Genomic DNA, 12,954 nt, shown 5'->3' on the forward strand with positions numbered 1-12,954 from the left:
GCCAATTGTTAAGCCCCCGGCGTTAATCGAACCCCCTTGTGTTAAGGCTTTCCCAAACCCGTCTGACTACCGAACCCTCGGGCGGTTCCACCACCGCGTGCTTTCAGAATGGAGGTACGGTCCCTTTTTTCAGGGGCCGATTTTGACCTGTTTTGGCCACCTATGCTTGTACTCATATCGCCGGGTCACAGCCCCAAAAGGCGGCTGATTTCGTGATCCAGACGGCGCGGCAGGTTCTGCTGCACGCTGCGTTCAAAGGCGTCGGCGGTCGCGCCTTCCACCATCTCTTCTGGGATGAACACGCCAGACTTCACCTTCTTCAGATGGAAGCGCTGTTCGCTCATCCGGTCCATCACGTGCCCACCGAAGGCGCTTAGATCCACGCGGCGGGGGAAAGCACCGCCCCGAAAGAAAGTGCGGGGAAACAGAACACGGCCACGGGCTGCACCAAGATTGGCGACCACGCCCTTCTTGGTCTCGCGCTTCTGGAAATACTTCAGCGCCACATCACCGCCCGCCGACTTCAGCGTGTAAGTCAGGTCATCCCATGATGACCGCTTGACCTTCACGGACTTGCGGATGGTCTTCTGCGGCAGGCCGGTCTGCTTTGCCAGCGTGCGGACAACCTGCGTCCGCGCCATGTCGCCGGTGCGGTTGATGGCCCGGTTCACCGCCTTTGGCGCTTCCGCCCCCAAAGCGCCCAGCATGTTTTCGAACCGCTGCAGGCCCTTCACATCGACTTCGCCCACGCTGAACATCTTGAACCCCTCCGAAATAGGTACGCGCAGGCGCGGTGCATAGTCGTGGCGCATCACGCATCTAGCTTTAACCCCGCAGGCTAAATCGGCAGCAGGTGCGCCCGCCACCGAACCCCCTCTGGTTCGTTTGGACCTATCGAACCACTGCACGCACAAAAAAGGCCAGCCGCAGGATTTCCGCGACCGGCCTTCAAACCAAGGGACAAAGGAAAGTTCAGATGCGCTTCATCGCTGCCTCCATTGCTGCTGTTCAAATCTCACACAACCGTCAGACATGAAAAAGGCCCGCGCTTTCCAGCCGGGCCATCGAACAGAGTAACATCGTGCGCGATCTGGTGGCGTTCATTCGCCTAAATCACGACGCGCAACGCCATCTAAGGCACTTGCCCCACCTACTCGGTCTAACTGCATCGCGCCAAAGCACTTCCGTCAGGGACTTGGTATTAGTGGTGGAATCACTGTTAACTCCACCACCACCCTTGCGTCAATCCCCCTTAACAAATCCGATTATAGCTTAACATCGGATGACCGAAGGGCTTCCAGCATGTCGCTGCGAATTTCGGTGACAACTTCGCCGCCAAGAATATCCAGCGCCGCCTTGACGGTCGGACCCGTGACATCAATGACCCGAACATTCACCCCAGCCAGCGGACCCGTGACCACGCGAACGGTATCACCCGCCGCGAATTCGCAGCCCGCCTTCAGGTAGCGATGGCATTCCGGCGACAGCTGACCGCCACCCCATTGCCGCATCAGGCGCATCACACGGGCGGGCGGGATTTCCACCGGACGCCCGCCGGTGCCCATGACGCCGGTAACCACATCCAGTTCCATCAGGTCTGGCCATCGGCTTTCCCCGACCGGCCATCCCACGAACATCCAGTCCACCAGCAGCGGCTGCGACACCAGAACCTTTTCCGGGCTGAAGCGGTTCTTACGCCGCAGCACCTTCTTCACCGGCAGGAAGACTTCGAACCCCGCACGCCGCAGAAGGTGTTCGGGAAGAAACACCCGGTCGCCCGTACCATCCACCCGCCGCTTCCGCACGCGGCCCGCGCGGTCGCGGTAGGACTCGAACTCGCCACCGACCGTGACGGTGCGAATGCCGCCCACCTGTTTGCGCTTCACCCGGCACGCGAACCACTGCATTTCCTGCGCTTCGATTTTACCCATCAGCATGCCGCGCCCCCGATCCCTTGGCCAAGGTCAGCAATACGTTGGCACTTGGCGATGGCGGCCAGAAGGCGCGACCGCCACTGGTCTTCAGCAGGGGCCAACACGTCACCCCGCGCCAGCTTGGCATCCAGATCCCGCATCTGCCGAACCGCACCGTCCGCCTTGTCCTTGATGATCTTTACTGACCACGACCCCGGCCAGCGCCGCGACCCCCGCAGTTCCACTAGTAGTTCCGGTGCCCATCCACCAGCCAAGGCATCCAGCCCCAACTGGTTAGCAAAGACCGCGCGGATAAGCGGCGAAGCATCATCGCCCGGCGGCTGGATTTGCGCCGCCCATTCCAGAATGCGCTGGCCGATTGGGAACCGGTCCTTGTCTTTGCCGCCTGCATTCGCGGCCACCTGTTCTTCCAAGGCCATCAGGTTCGCATCGGTCATGTAGGCCAGCCGGGCGCATAGGTCTTCCACCATGTCGCCAAACTGCGCCTTTGTCAGACTGGTCGGCTTTGCCAGCCCCCGTCGCATCAATGGGTCAATAAGCACCCCCTTGACCCTTTTTTCACCCATCGCCTGTTCAGCACTGTCCATCGGTTCTTGCCCTTCTTCATTGCATCTGCCCCGGTCTCAAATGGCGCTTCGGTCGGTATTGGGGCGCTTTTGGCAATTTCGTTTTTTATATTTTCTTCTTCTTTCCTTTCAGCCCGGAAGAAATCGGAACGAACGAGGCGCAGAACGTGCAAATTCCATCCCAAATCTTCCGATTTTCTTCCGGTTTCTTTCCGCGTTCCTTCCAGTTTCCTTCCGGCGGAAGAAACGCGGAAGGAATTCAGCAGCCGATTTCGGCCTTCCAGTCGATGCCTTCCTGCGCCAGCGAAAACGCTTCCAGCGCCTTGCGGATCATCGCAGGACGGCGCTGGCCTATGGCGTCAAAGTGGTCCACCAAGAACTGGTCGAATTGCAGAACCATCACCGGGTCTTCGGTCATGCCCTTCGGCGCACCGCTGCGCAGCATCTTGTCCGGCAGCGCATCCAGCCGCTTGCGTTCGCGTTCGGCTTCGCGCTTGGCCAGCCGGTCTTCGCGCAGCCCAAGAGCGTCCTGCGCAATCTTCAGAACCACCGGGTGATACAGTCGCACGTGGCCGTTGTCGCAGCGGCATTGCTTCCAGTTGTAGAGCGGGCCAATTGGGCGCTCCATCAGCCGCCGCCATTCTTCCAGCGATTCCCCGGCCAGACGCGCCAGCAGGCGTTCATCGACCGGCAGCGTGCCCACGGGGTCTTCCTTCTGCGCGATGTTGAAAAGGTCGAAACCGATCGCGCGGACTTCCTTGTCTGCCAGCAGGCGGAATTCGGAATGAAGCCACCAGTCGAACCGCCACGTGATGAAGAAATGGCTGTCCAGCCGTTCGCCGGACGGGATGGGGTATTCATACAGGGTGTCGCTATCGACCAGCCTGATGGTCTTTGCCGCTTCAGTCATGCTGCCTCCTTTCGGACGCGCGGGCCATGCGGTCGCGATACCATTCCGACTGCAGCCGGGTGACATAGTTGCGACTGGCGCGGGACAATGCCCGCAGACCGGCGTCCTGTTTTTCATATTTGCCCATGCGCCACGCCAGCAGGGCAGGCGCGGCCTTCTGGCCGATGCGGCGCATTTCGGCTTCATCCATCTTGCGGCAGGTTTCGCAGCAGTAGCGCTGCCAGCTGCGCGATGGCGCGAAGACGCGCGAACACATCGGGTTCAGACAAACGCCCGGCGCGACCAGCGGAAATTCCGCCAGTTCGCGATGCGCCGTAACGTGAAAGGGTTCCAAGTCAAAATGCGCCGCCGGTGCATTTGCAAGGCGTGGTGCCGGAAGGGTCACGGTGCTGAACCCCCTGCATCGGCGCTTTCCGCGTGAAATGTGGCGGCGGCAAAATCCCACCGGATTTGCGTGAAACCGACCGCTGGCAGGCCATAGCGATTGTCGAACCAAGCCTGCATATTGCCAGCGCTGGCGAAGCCTTCGATGCCCGCCAGCTTTTCCATGTTCGCGCCCATACAGCCCACGCCGTCGATGACCGCACCCCAATGATGGATTTCGACCGGCTTGGAATAAAGACACGGCACCCGCAGCAGCAGGCGACAGGAAGATGTTCGCATGCCCACATACAGCTGCAGTTCATCGCCAGCGACCGCATGGCGGCGCTTGCCGTTCGGGCGGATGGTGGACAGCTTGCGGCCAGACAGGATGTCAGGGGCGAAGTCGGTCTGGAAGTTGTAGGCCACCATCAGCGCGACCCCCCGACAGCACCGAAGACCGGCACCGACCCGCCATGCTTCGCAGCGTAGTGCATGGCCGCGACCATGATGCGCTCTTGCCCGCGCTTCGATTTGCGCTTGACCGCCTTCGCGATGAATTCTTCATCCTTGAACCCAAGGGCGCGACTTGCAGCCCGCATCGAAGGGAAGGACAGGGTGCCAATCTGGAAGCGCTTTGACTTCCAAGGGTTGTAGCGCTGCGGACGGGCCACCCGATCAGGGTCACCATCCGCCAAAGCGGCCCAAATGGTATGGGGGCAGCACCCGAAGTGCTTGGCGGCGGCGTGCACATTGTCAAAGACCTGACCCGCGATTTGAACCCGCATCGGTTCTGGCCCCACCCGACCGGTGCCGACGCGATGCAAGGTGCCGTTGCGATAGGCCGCGCGAACCGTGTTCGGGTTCACACCAAGCGCCCGCGCCGCATCGCTGAAGTTGTCATAGGTCACACCACGGATGGTGACAGGCCGAAAGTCTGGCCGCGTTCCCAAGGTATCAAGGCGACCACGGCGGACAGCCATGCGCACCTGACCAGCAGTGACACCCAAGGCGTCCGCCGCCGCATTCGCATCCGCATAGACCGTGCCGCGCACGTTGATGTCGCAATAAAGGCGCTTACCCATGACGGCCCCCATCTGCAGGATAGGGGCGGGCCGACAGCCCATAGGCTTCCAGCAGCTTCAGCACGTTCGGCACAACCCGAAGCCGGTGCCAGCGCTGTTCGACCGCGATGCGCGACCGATCCAGCCGGACTGCGATGGCGGTGAAGTTGTCACCGGCGGCACGGGCCTTCAGCAGTGCATGGTCATCCGCAGATGACCAAAGCGGGTGAAAGACCGACAACAGCCGTTCCGCCGCATGGGCGGACTTGGCGCGGTTCGATGAAAAGCTGGCGCGGGCATTCATATCAGCGTTTCCTGCACAGGGGCAGCGGGCGCTGGCACGAACAAATCCGGCTGACGATAGGCGTCTTCGACCCGCTGGCAGGCGATGTCGAAATAGGCGGGGTTGATTTCTATACCCACCCCCCCGTCCATTGCGGGCTGCGGCCACCAAGGTGGTGCCCGACCCCATGAACGGGTCAAGAATGACATCGCCGGGATTGGTGAAATCGGTGATGATTTCGGACATCAACCGCCACGGCTTTTCGGTCGGATGACCGCCGTGCCGGTCGGGCGGATTGGTCAGGTGACGATAGATGCCGCGCTTGCCGCCCGCATTCCACTTGGCGTGGCCATCGCCCGCCCATGCGGTGACAAAACATTCAGCACCCTGCGCCGGACCCTGACCGTTTAGCTGCGGGGTGCTGTCAGGCTTCACCCAAATGCACGCCCGCTTGTATTTCATGCGCGAAGGATTGATGGCATCCGCCCACCGGGCGACACCTTCGACGGTGCAGAAGGCCACGAACCAACCCCGGCACATGCCCGCCGCCATGTCGGTGAAGTCGCTGCGGATGGCGTCGATGCCTGCGAAATCCAGCCCGCGCAGATCCACACCGCCGTCATTCTGGATGCGCCGCTTCAGGCTGTTCTTGGCATCGTGCAGCGACTGTTCATAAGGCGGGTCGGAAATGATGTGGTCCACCGGACCGAGCCCCGGCATCAGCGCCAAGGCATCGCCCAGGATCAGGCGGCAGTTGCCGATGGTCACGTCTTTCAGGATGGCACCGGTCATACGGCACCCCCGAATTCCGACCCTTCTGCCACCAGATACACCGGCACATTGTGCAGCAGCGCCCAACAGGCTTCACGCCAAACGCCGCGCGACACATCCCAACCATCCATTGCTGGAATGACAACCGACCCACAGGCCGACAGCATAGGCTGGCACCACCGCGCCCAAAACGCATCATCCAGCGGGTCCAGACGACCTTCGACATCCGCATGGCAGATGGCGCAGGACATCACGATGGGCGAAGCGACGGTGACACCTTCAATGGCAAAAGCCCGCGACCAGCGTGCGGTGCGGACTTCGATGTCAAAAGATAGGCCGCGATCCCATTGCAGGTCATCGTTCAGCACGGCCTTGGTGTAGGGCGTGGCCAGATAGGCCATACGACCACCGACGCCGCGCACCACCTCCATGAACGGGCAGTCCACGTGCAACAGGATGTTGCCGGGATAGCTGGCCTTCAGCCATGGCCAGTCGGGCTGGCGCGGGAAATCGAAATTAAGGCCCATCAGGCACCCCCGCACAGGGCAGCGTGCAAGTCGGGCCAGCGGGTGCGGGACAGCGGGAGGAGGTGCCGCCCCGCACCACTGGCAGCGCCGGAAATCTCGGCACTACCCCCAGAGCCAGCCCCGCCCGTAGCAGGACCGACCGCGCCTTGCGCCTGTTTGGCGTGGCCGACCAGCTGGCCCACCACGCGCTTGGTCACCGATTGCACCGCAGACCGGTGACCGGCGACCGTCAGGAAATCGGGATGATTGCGGAACGCATCGACCACGGCCCCTTCGACCAAACGCCAAAGCCGCCCATGGTCGCGATGCTTCAGGACGGCAGGATGGCGGGCAGAGGGGCGGCGCAGCGTGGTCACTCGGCACCCCCGTTCCCCATCGACTTTTCCAGACGTGCCCGCGCTTGGCGCAGGGCAAACATGGCGTCATCGACTTCCTTGATGGCCTGCGCAGATTCATCGGCGCAGTTCGATTGTTCCGCCGCCAGAATGGCCGAAATCGCTTCGCCGCTTTCCTTGGCGATGCTGGACCCGTCCTGCAGCAAGCTGCCACCTTCAGAGACCGGGCGATGTTCCAGCCGCCGCGCCATCATGCGGGTGACAGGATAGCGGCCAGCCGCATCTTCCAGCGCGATGACATCGGCCACCGTCCAGTCCAGATTGCCGCTGACCTTTTTGCTGACCGTGCCCTTACTGGCACCGCCGCCCCACCGAGCGTTGAAAGTTTCGGCCACCGCGTCATAGCAGCCAAACCAGTCCACAAGGGACTTCATGTTCGCGCGAACGATTTTGCGGAAGTCAGGCATGGGAGACACCCCCGGAATTTGCCGCTACGCTGACCCCAACACTGACCTGCAGGGGGGCACCGCATGACGGGCAAGAACACGGAAGAACGCCTTGCGGCGCTGGAATGGCAGATGCAGCACCTACAGGGGAGGCTTCAGTCGCTTCAGTTTGCGCTGCTAAATGCCGCTGAACTGCTGCGCGAGAACGACCCATCGCTTGTGCAAACGCTTCTGGCGGTGGCGCTTGAACCACACCTTGAACTGACGACGCCGCTGCCAGAAGAACCGCATCTGACGGGTCAGCATGAAGAACTGAGGGAGCTTGTGGAAAGATTACGGACGCGGCCCATCTGACCAATTCCCGAACCCTGACCGAAAGACGAACTGAATAGCGGCGATCAAGCGCGGCTTGGTAAGCCCGCACCGACGCATCCAATCGCGCCCGCGCTTCGCATTCGCGCCGCGCGGCCTGTTCGTTCATCCAGTCGAAGCCGGTGCCGGTGATTTTGACAGTCTCAACCACAGGAAACCTCGTTTCCTGTGCACGCGCGGGAAAGCGGTGCAGGGTGGAGCCATGAAACGCAAAGCACATATCCCCGCATCAGCTGGCCCTCTTCATCGGTCCGCCAGCATCGCCACCGGCAGTCGCCGGGGGCACGGGGGCCGGATTTTCTTGCATGTATTTCAGGATTTTATCTGCCGTGCGCAGGGTGGGCGATCCGTCGCCCGCTTCCCACTTGGCCCACGCAGCCCCCCCCAGCTTTGCAGCACGCTGCACAACGGTCGAAGGTTGAACCCCAAGCGCGTCCGCGTAGGCGCGCACCTTTTCCATGAACTGTTCCATAGTTCAAAGATAGGGATTTTGTCCTATGTGGTCAAAGGTTTTTTGAACGATAGGCGAAAAAGCCTATCGGGGTAGAATTAGAGCCATGTCCGAACCTACTTTTGCAGAACGCCTTCAGCGCGTCATAGATAGCGATCCGAACCTTACAGTGGCTGGCCTTGCGGTGAAGGCTGGGCTGGATAACAGCGCCTTGCGGTCCCTGCTGTCTGGCAGGGTCAAGAACCCAAGACTAGACACCGCGATCAAAGTTTGCGCCGCCCTTGGAACCACATTGGAAGACTTCATGTCCGGGGCCTACGAGGCTGGTCGGGTTCCGGCTGACACAGAAGCGCAACGTATTCGGTCCCTATTGTCTCAACTATCACCGCGCGAACGCCGTCTTCTGATAACTTACGGAGAAGGGCTTCGCGATGCGCACGGCATTGACAGCGAAGAACTTCCTGAAGGCGATGAATGAATTCCGTTTTTTCCAATACACCCTCCCTACAGATGGGAACATTAAGAGAACATTAAGCCGATTTGGCAATGCACAAGATGTTGGCGCTCCCGTTTTGGTTGCACCCAAACCGAGTGCCTTTCACGAACGGGCGGCAAAGAATCGGCCAACCTGTGACATTTGAAGGGACTGACAATGCTTAGATTTTCACTTGCCGCGTGTGCGATTGCAGCGCTTGGGGCTTCATCCAGCAAGGCTGCGGCGGACAACGCTGACACAGATGTCCTGACCTGCCTCCGCGCCAACATTGCCGTGACCCCAATGGATTTCAGCGCAGATGCCATCGAAGGCCGCAGCATCACAGCAATAATTCGAAATGAAATGAACATCCCCCTTGGCGGGGTGTGGCTGACATATTCCATTTGGGCAGATGATAGGCCGCAGGCCATCTACAGCGCATCCATAAGGCCCGCTGCGACCATCGACGGCGCGTTGCTGCCGGGCGAACAGATGGAAGCCCGCGATTTTCATTTCATGTCAGACCGCGAAAAGGAAATCGCAAGGGATGCTGACACCTTGCGGCTTACCATCGAAGTGGACAACGCCGCAGACGGCCAAATGAATGGTTTCCTAGATCACCCAAGCATGGGCAGCTGGACGGGCAACACAACCGAAGCGACCTGCGCGGCCCGCGAATCGTGAAGTAGGGATTTTGTCCTAAATTTGTTGACATAGGGTTTTTGTCCTACTAGCGTGCCCCCATCAAACCGATGGAGGCACCGATGCGTGACACTGAAGTCCAGCCGCTTGTCAGCGATGACCTGCTGGCCGAACTGGCCAACCCCGACTATCACCAGCAATGCGGCGAGTTCGACGCGGAAACCCGCGCGATGCTGGCCACCGCCTTGCCCGAAATCTGCAGTGAACTGCTGCGCTGGCGTCAGACCGCCGCGAACCGCCCCTTTGCCTTGGCACTGGCCCTGCGGTCGGAAGCCATCGAAAACCGGTTGACCGATGCCCGCCGCGCCATCCGCGCCCCGGACCCGATCCACCCCCGCGACCTGGCCGCCGCCTGCGAAACCCTGCTGCGCCATTCGACCGATGCCTCCGAACGCGCCGCCGCATCCGATGTTCTGGCACAGATGCAGGAGGCCGCGTGATGGAAATGCTGAAAGCCATGAACCCCGCCAAGGCGGCGGGCCTTGCTGCAGCGAAAGCGCAGGCCGATGCGATGGCCGAAGTCGCCGCAGGCCGCAGCCCGCGCGGCTTTGGCTGGCGGATGTTGCCCCGCTTCAAGGTGGTGAACGGACGCCGCTTCCAGCTGCACGCCACGCGCGGCTGGAAATGCGTGGGGAGGGTGTCGTGATGGATGCCCTGCGCAGCCGCCTTCCGGCCTTCCTGCTGAACTTAGAATGCCTGTCCGCCGATGGCCAGATGGACGCCTTTGTGAACGAGGTGATGGAAACCTTCGGACGGTTCGACCCGCCCGCAGGCGACCGCACCCACCGGTGGGAACTGGACCTTCACGGCATCAGCGCCGATGGCGCGACCGAAGAAGAGGCGATGGCCAACTGGAAACGTTTGGCCCGCCAGACCTGCAAACTGGACGGCACCGAAGATGACGGGTTCATCACGGTGCACCCGCCCATCAAACAGATTGGGGCCGCGTGATGACGATGCACGCACGCCCCACACCCTTGCCGTATGAAACCGGCACCACTGCCGGGGGCGGACTGCTCGCCGCTCCCGGCTCTTTTTTCCGCCGGTTTCGCAAAGGCACCGCTGGTGACACGGCCCAGCCCGTGCGCCAGCAGCCGCTGTTTCCCGATCAGCAATGGCTGGTGACATACGAACGCCCGAATGGCGACGTGGCCACCGAAGTCGTTCTGATAAATGGTGGCAATCTACAGGCCGACATCGACACGCTGGCCCGGCTGGCGCTGCGCGAACAGCGCGACATCGACTGCGCCACCATCATCCGCATCAGCATCGACTACCGCGCCACCCCGGCGCGGGTCGAACCGTTGGACCGCATCACCCGCGACTACAACGCCCGCCTTCGCTTCGAAGCGGAATGCGGCTGATTTCAGGAGGTATCATGAACGAACAAATTCATTTTCCGACCGAAGCTGCAGCGCAGGCCGCGCTGAAAGAAAACGGCTTTAGCCTTGGCACGAGCCAGCGCGATGACCCGCGCGGCATCATGCACGGTGACTTCTGCATCATGAAATGGCGCAACCTTGACGCCAAGGACAAGGAAGACCTGCACGGGGCGTATGTCCGCAAGTTTCGCGACGGCCCCGTGACCATCACCCTGAAGCCGAACTGCCCGCCGCACGCGGCAACTGCCCTGCGCCGCGCGGCAGCTGAAGCCGTGGCCGCGTAGCCCACCGACCACGAAAGGATTGCCCGTGTTCTACAAAGACGAAAACTTGGCCCTGTTCATCGACGGCCCCAATTTCTATTCCACCGCCCGCGCGTTGCAGTTCGACGTGGACTATAAGCGCCTGCTGGAAGCCTTCCAGACCAAGGGGCGGCTCTTGCGGGCCAGCTACTTCACCCCGCTGGCCGACACCGATGACCATGTGGCCATCCGCCCGCTGGTAGACTGGATGCAGTACAACGGCTGGAACGTGGTGACCAAGCCCGCCAAGGTCTTTGAAGCCGAAGACGGGCGCAAGCGCATCAAGGGCAACACCGACATCGAAATGGCCGTGGAAGTGATGAAGCTGGCACCGGCCATCGCCCATGCCGTGCTGTTCACCGGCAACCGCGACTTCACCCCGCTGGTCACGTTCCTTCAGGAACGCGGCACGCGGGTCACCGTGGTGTCCAGCATGCGCACGCAACCCCCGATGATTGCCGATGACCTGCGCCGCGCAGCTGACGCTTTCGTGGAACTGGATACCCTGCGCGATGCCATCGCCCGCAAAGCCCGCGACGGCGCTGCAGCCTAACGACCTCAACCCCTGAAAGGAGTGCGACCTTGATGACCAAGCGCAAAGAACCGACCGCAGTGCCCGCTGCGGACCCTCACGACCCCTACAAGATGCGGACGCTGGAACAGATTCTGATGCTGTTCGATGGCGGCGACTTCATGGGAGAAGTCATGTCCGGGCATCAGAAGCTGATGCAGGACTTGCTGGAACACAACGCCGAACACGGCCCCAAGGGCTGCAACGGGACCATGACCCTGCAGCTGTCCTACGCGGTCGGGAATTCTGGCGATGTCGGCATGGGCGCAACCGTCACCTTCAAGGCCCCGAAAAAGCCGCCATCCAGCGCGGGCGCATACATCAACGATGCGGGGGAACTGACCCTGTACAGCCCGATGATGAAGCGGATGCACCAGCCCGTGCGCGATGTCGATGACTACAACTATGACCCCACCACCGGCGAAATCCGCGACATCGAATAACGCCATCAGCAGCACACAAGGAACAAAGACGTGACCGAAGAACTTGCACAATTCAGCACCGAAAACCCCGCCGCCACCATGCGCGATGTCATGGAAAAAATCGGGGGCACGGAACACATCACCCGTCCCGAAGACTATGATCTGACAAGCGCACATCTGGTCGCGATGCCCAGCCATCGCAAAGTCGAAGACCTGACGGCCAAGCATCGCGAAGCGGCAGAATTCCTGAAGCCCGCCCGGCGCAAGGGCACTGCCCGGCTGGATGATCTGCAAAGCCTGATTGATTGGGGCAATCGCTTCAAAGGGCCGACATCGGTGCTTTTCGCAAAGCCCGACCTGAATGCACCGACCATCACCTGCATTGCAGATTACCATGCGGAAGGCCCCGCCGATCAGGCGACCGCAACCGGTGACCCCACCGCACGCCATTGCCACCACCGGGCGATCTACAGCTTCCCGCTGTCCGAAGAATGGAAGGCGTGGACAGGCGTTTCTGGCAAGCCGCTGGAAAAGGATGACTTGGGCGAATTCATCGAAGCGAACGCCAAGGACATTATGGACCCGACCGCCGCCATTCTGGCAGCGAAGGAAAGCGACAAGAACCAGCCGTGGGAAAACCGCCTTATCCAGACGGCGCAGCAAATCGAAGGCCGCTATGGTCAGCTGACCCAACTGCTGCAGATGTCGCGCCAGTTTCAGGTCTATGAAACCAGCAACCTGAAAGTGACCAGCAATCGTGACACCGGCGAAAGCGAAATCCAGTTTCTGAACGAACACAAAGGCGCTGACGGTAAGCCGCTTCAGATCCCGAACCTTATCATCATCGCCATCCCGGTGTTCATGGGCGGTGCCCCTTACCGGATGCCGGTGCGGTTTCGCTATCGCAAGATGGGCGGAGCGGTTCGCTTCATCCTGTCCATCTACAACCCGGAAAAAGCGTTCGAAGCGGCATTCAAGGAAGCCGTCGAAGAGGCGACCGAAAAGACGGAACTGCCGACCTTCAAAGGCACCCCTGAAAGCTGATGCCTCTTTCTGGCCCTTGGGAACAGGGGCCAGCGAT

Annotated in this window: 22 protein-coding genes; 11 read left to right on the forward strand and 11 right to left on the reverse strand. The window is 61.1% G+C overall.

The genetic code is table 11. The features are described 5' to 3' along the window. Nucleotides 1-185 precede the first annotated feature (185 nt). From AN476_RS15100 to AN476_RS15150, 10 genes are all read right to left on the reverse strand, one after another. A complete protein-coding gene (locus AN476_RS15100) occupies nt 186-812 on the reverse strand; it encodes a phage tail protein (protein ID WP_253279909.1) in 627 nt (208 codons plus the stop codon). Nucleotides 813-1,265: 453 nt separating this feature from the next. Further along, nucleotides 1,266-1,937, reverse strand: coding sequence for a transcription termination/antitermination protein NusG (locus AN476_RS15105; RefSeq protein WP_054462433.1), 672 nt, complete (start codon nt 1,935-1,937; stop codon nt 1,266-1,268). After that, nucleotides 1,931-2,521 (reverse strand): hypothetical protein, encoded by a 591-nt coding sequence (locus tag AN476_RS15110; protein WP_054462434.1) that lies wholly within the window; start codon nt 2,519-2,521, stop codon nt 1,931-1,933. The genes AN476_RS15105 and AN476_RS15110 overlap by 7 nt, the downstream gene beginning before the upstream one ends. A 238-nt stretch (nt 2,522-2,759) precedes the next feature. Further along, a complete protein-coding gene (locus AN476_RS15115) occupies nt 2,760-3,410 on the reverse strand; it encodes a hypothetical protein (protein WP_054462435.1) in 651 nt (216 codons plus the stop codon). Next, nucleotides 3,403-3,795 (reverse strand): hypothetical protein, encoded by a 393-nt coding sequence (locus AN476_RS15120; RefSeq protein WP_054462436.1) that lies wholly within the window; start codon nt 3,793-3,795, stop codon nt 3,403-3,405. Before AN476_RS15120 ends, AN476_RS15115 begins: the two co-directional genes overlap by 8 nt. Continuing rightward, the gene (locus AN476_RS15125; protein WP_054462437.1) at nt 3,792-4,202 is read right to left on the reverse strand and encodes a hypothetical protein; all 411 of its coding nucleotides are present in this window, start codon (nt 4,200-4,202) and stop codon (nt 3,792-3,794) included. The genes AN476_RS15120 and AN476_RS15125 overlap by 4 nt, the downstream gene beginning before the upstream one ends. Beyond that, the gene (locus tag AN476_RS15130; protein WP_157063774.1) at nt 4,202-4,855 is read right to left on the reverse strand and encodes an NUMOD1 domain-containing DNA-binding protein; all 654 of its coding nucleotides are present in this window, start codon (nt 4,853-4,855) and stop codon (nt 4,202-4,204) included. The genes AN476_RS15125 and AN476_RS15130 overlap by 1 nt, the downstream gene beginning before the upstream one ends. Then, nucleotides 4,848-5,909: a site-specific DNA-methyltransferase gene (locus tag AN476_RS23495; protein WP_054462439.1), complete on the reverse strand. Its 1,062-nt coding sequence runs from the start codon at nt 5,907-5,909 to the stop codon at nt 4,848-4,850. The genes AN476_RS15130 and AN476_RS23495 overlap by 8 nt, the downstream gene beginning before the upstream one ends. Next, nucleotides 5,906-6,415, reverse strand: a complete 510-nt coding sequence (locus AN476_RS15140; RefSeq protein WP_054462440.1) for a DUF1937 family protein — start codon at nt 6,413-6,415, stop codon at nt 5,906-5,908. Before AN476_RS15140 ends, AN476_RS23495 begins: the two co-directional genes overlap by 4 nt. Before the next feature lie 352 nt (nt 6,416-6,767). Next, nucleotides 6,768-7,217 carry a hypothetical protein gene (locus AN476_RS15150; protein WP_054462442.1) on the reverse strand — a complete coding sequence of 150 codons (450 nt, stop codon included), beginning with the start codon at nt 7,215-7,217 and terminating at the stop codon, nt 6,768-6,770. 63 nt (nt 7,218-7,280) lie between these two features. On the opposite strand from AN476_RS15150, the gene AN476_RS15155 reads away from it, so the two are divergent. Then, nucleotides 7,281-7,550: a hypothetical protein gene (locus AN476_RS15155; RefSeq protein ID WP_054462443.1), complete on the forward strand. Its 270-nt coding sequence runs from the start codon at nt 7,281-7,283 to the stop codon at nt 7,548-7,550. Between the two features lie 247 nt (nt 7,551-7,797). On the opposite strand, the gene AN476_RS15160 is transcribed toward AN476_RS15155, so the two are convergent. Further along, nucleotides 7,798-8,028, reverse strand: coding sequence for a helix-turn-helix transcriptional regulator (locus AN476_RS15160; protein WP_253279910.1), 231 nt, complete (start codon nt 8,026-8,028; stop codon nt 7,798-7,800). Nucleotides 8,029-8,125: 97 nt separating this feature from the next. Between AN476_RS15160 and AN476_RS15165 the strand changes: the two genes are divergently transcribed. The 10 genes from AN476_RS15165 (at nt 8,126) to AN476_RS15210 (ending at nt 12,917) form a co-directional block, all read left to right on the forward strand. Then, complete coding sequence (locus AN476_RS15165) at nt 8,126-8,497, forward strand: helix-turn-helix domain-containing protein (protein WP_054462445.1); 372 nt, start codon at nt 8,126-8,128, stop codon at nt 8,495-8,497. 300 nt (nt 8,498-8,797) lie between these two features. Next, entirely contained in the window at nt 8,798-9,178 is a 381-nt protein-coding gene (locus AN476_RS15170; RefSeq protein ID WP_157063775.1) for a hypothetical protein, read from the forward strand. An 80-nt stretch (nt 9,179-9,258) separates the two neighbouring features. Then, on the forward strand, nt 9,259-9,636 hold the full coding sequence (locus tag AN476_RS15175; protein WP_054462447.1) for a hypothetical protein: 378 nt from the start codon (nt 9,259-9,261) through the stop codon (nt 9,634-9,636). Continuing rightward, nucleotides 9,636-9,842, forward strand: coding sequence for a hypothetical protein (locus AN476_RS15180; RefSeq protein ID WP_054462448.1), 207 nt, complete (start codon nt 9,636-9,638; stop codon nt 9,840-9,842). Before AN476_RS15175 ends, AN476_RS15180 begins: the two co-directional genes overlap by 1 nt. After that, the gene (locus AN476_RS15185; protein ID WP_157063776.1) at nt 9,839-10,147 is read left to right on the forward strand and encodes a hypothetical protein; all 309 of its coding nucleotides are present in this window, start codon (nt 9,839-9,841) and stop codon (nt 10,145-10,147) included. The genes AN476_RS15180 and AN476_RS15185 overlap by 4 nt, the downstream gene beginning before the upstream one ends. Continuing rightward, on the forward strand, nt 10,147-10,560 hold the full coding sequence (locus tag AN476_RS15190; protein WP_054462450.1) for a hypothetical protein: 414 nt from the start codon (nt 10,147-10,149) through the stop codon (nt 10,558-10,560). The genes AN476_RS15185 and AN476_RS15190 overlap by 1 nt, the downstream gene beginning before the upstream one ends. 14 nt (nt 10,561-10,574) lie before the next feature. After that, complete coding sequence (locus AN476_RS15195) at nt 10,575-10,862, forward strand: hypothetical protein (protein ID WP_054462451.1); 288 nt, start codon at nt 10,575-10,577, stop codon at nt 10,860-10,862. Nucleotides 10,863-10,887: 25 nt separating this feature from the next. Beyond that, on the forward strand, nt 10,888-11,433 hold the full coding sequence (locus tag AN476_RS15200; protein ID WP_054462477.1) for an NYN domain-containing protein: 546 nt from the start codon (nt 10,888-10,890) through the stop codon (nt 11,431-11,433). Between the two features lie 32 nt (nt 11,434-11,465). Beyond that, a complete protein-coding gene (locus tag AN476_RS15205) occupies nt 11,466-11,894 on the forward strand; it encodes a hypothetical protein (protein WP_054462452.1) in 429 nt (142 codons plus the stop codon). A gap of 30 nt (nt 11,895-11,924) precedes the next feature. Next, nucleotides 11,925-12,917 (forward strand): DUF2303 family protein, encoded by a 993-nt coding sequence (locus AN476_RS15210; RefSeq protein WP_054462453.1) that lies wholly within the window; start codon nt 11,925-11,927, stop codon nt 12,915-12,917. The last annotated feature ends 37 nt before the right edge of the window (nt 12,918-12,954 follow it).

The sequence above is a fragment of the Phaeobacter sp. 11ANDIMAR09 genome (genome assembly GCF_001294455.1).
GTDB lineage: Bacteria > Pseudomonadota > Alphaproteobacteria > Rhodobacterales > Rhodobacteraceae > Pseudophaeobacter.

Bases quoted from the DNA above. Each gene is read 5' to 3' on its own strand.
- AN476_RS15190 (WP_054462450.1), top strand. From the start codon at position 10,147: ATGACGATGCACGCACGCCCCACACCCTTGCCGTATGAAACCGGCACC.
- AN476_RS23495 (WP_054462439.1), bottom strand. From the start codon at position 5,909: ATGACCGGTGCCATCCTGAAAGACGTGACCATCGGCAACTGCCGCCTG.
- AN476_RS15115 (WP_054462435.1), bottom strand. From the start codon at position 3,410: ATGACTGAAGCGGCAAAGACCATCAGGCTGGTCGATAGCGACACCCTG.
- AN476_RS15170 (WP_157063775.1), top strand. From the start codon at position 8,798: ATGGATTTCAGCGCAGATGCCATCGAAGGCCGCAGCATCACAGCAATA.
- AN476_RS15165 (WP_054462445.1), top strand. From the start codon at position 8,126: ATGTCCGAACCTACTTTTGCAGAACGCCTTCAGCGCGTCATAGATAGC.
- AN476_RS15195 (WP_054462451.1), top strand. From the start codon at position 10,575: ATGAACGAACAAATTCATTTTCCGACCGAAGCTGCAGCGCAGGCCGCG.
- AN476_RS15130 (WP_157063774.1), bottom strand. From the start codon at position 4,855: ATGGGTAAGCGCCTTTATTGCGACATCAACGTGCGCGGCACGGTCTAT.
- AN476_RS15175 (WP_054462447.1), top strand. From the start codon at position 9,259: ATGCGTGACACTGAAGTCCAGCCGCTTGTCAGCGATGACCTGCTGGCC.
- AN476_RS15100 (WP_253279909.1), bottom strand. From the start codon at position 812: ATGCGCCACGACTATGCACCGCGCCTGCGCGTACCTATTTCGGAGGGG.
- AN476_RS15110 (WP_054462434.1), bottom strand. From the start codon at position 2,521: ATGGACAGTGCTGAACAGGCGATGGGTGAAAAAAGGGTCAAGGGGGTG.
- AN476_RS15150 (WP_054462442.1), bottom strand. From the start codon at position 7,217: ATGCCTGACTTCCGCAAAATCGTTCGCGCGAACATGAAGTCCCTTGTG.
- AN476_RS15180 (WP_054462448.1), top strand. From the start codon at position 9,636: ATGGAAATGCTGAAAGCCATGAACCCCGCCAAGGCGGCGGGCCTTGCT.
- AN476_RS15155 (WP_054462443.1), top strand. From the start codon at position 7,281: ATGACGGGCAAGAACACGGAAGAACGCCTTGCGGCGCTGGAATGGCAG.
- AN476_RS15140 (WP_054462440.1), bottom strand. From the start codon at position 6,415: ATGGGCCTTAATTTCGATTTCCCGCGCCAGCCCGACTGGCCATGGCTG.
- AN476_RS15160 (WP_253279910.1), bottom strand. From the start codon at position 8,028: ATGGAAAAGGTGCGCGCCTACGCGGACGCGCTTGGGGTTCAACCTTCG.
- AN476_RS15125 (WP_054462437.1), bottom strand. From the start codon at position 4,202: ATGGTGGCCTACAACTTCCAGACCGACTTCGCCCCTGACATCCTGTCT.
- AN476_RS15105 (WP_054462433.1), bottom strand. From the start codon at position 1,937: ATGCTGATGGGTAAAATCGAAGCGCAGGAAATGCAGTGGTTCGCGTGC.
- AN476_RS15205 (WP_054462452.1), top strand. From the start codon at position 11,466: ATGACCAAGCGCAAAGAACCGACCGCAGTGCCCGCTGCGGACCCTCAC.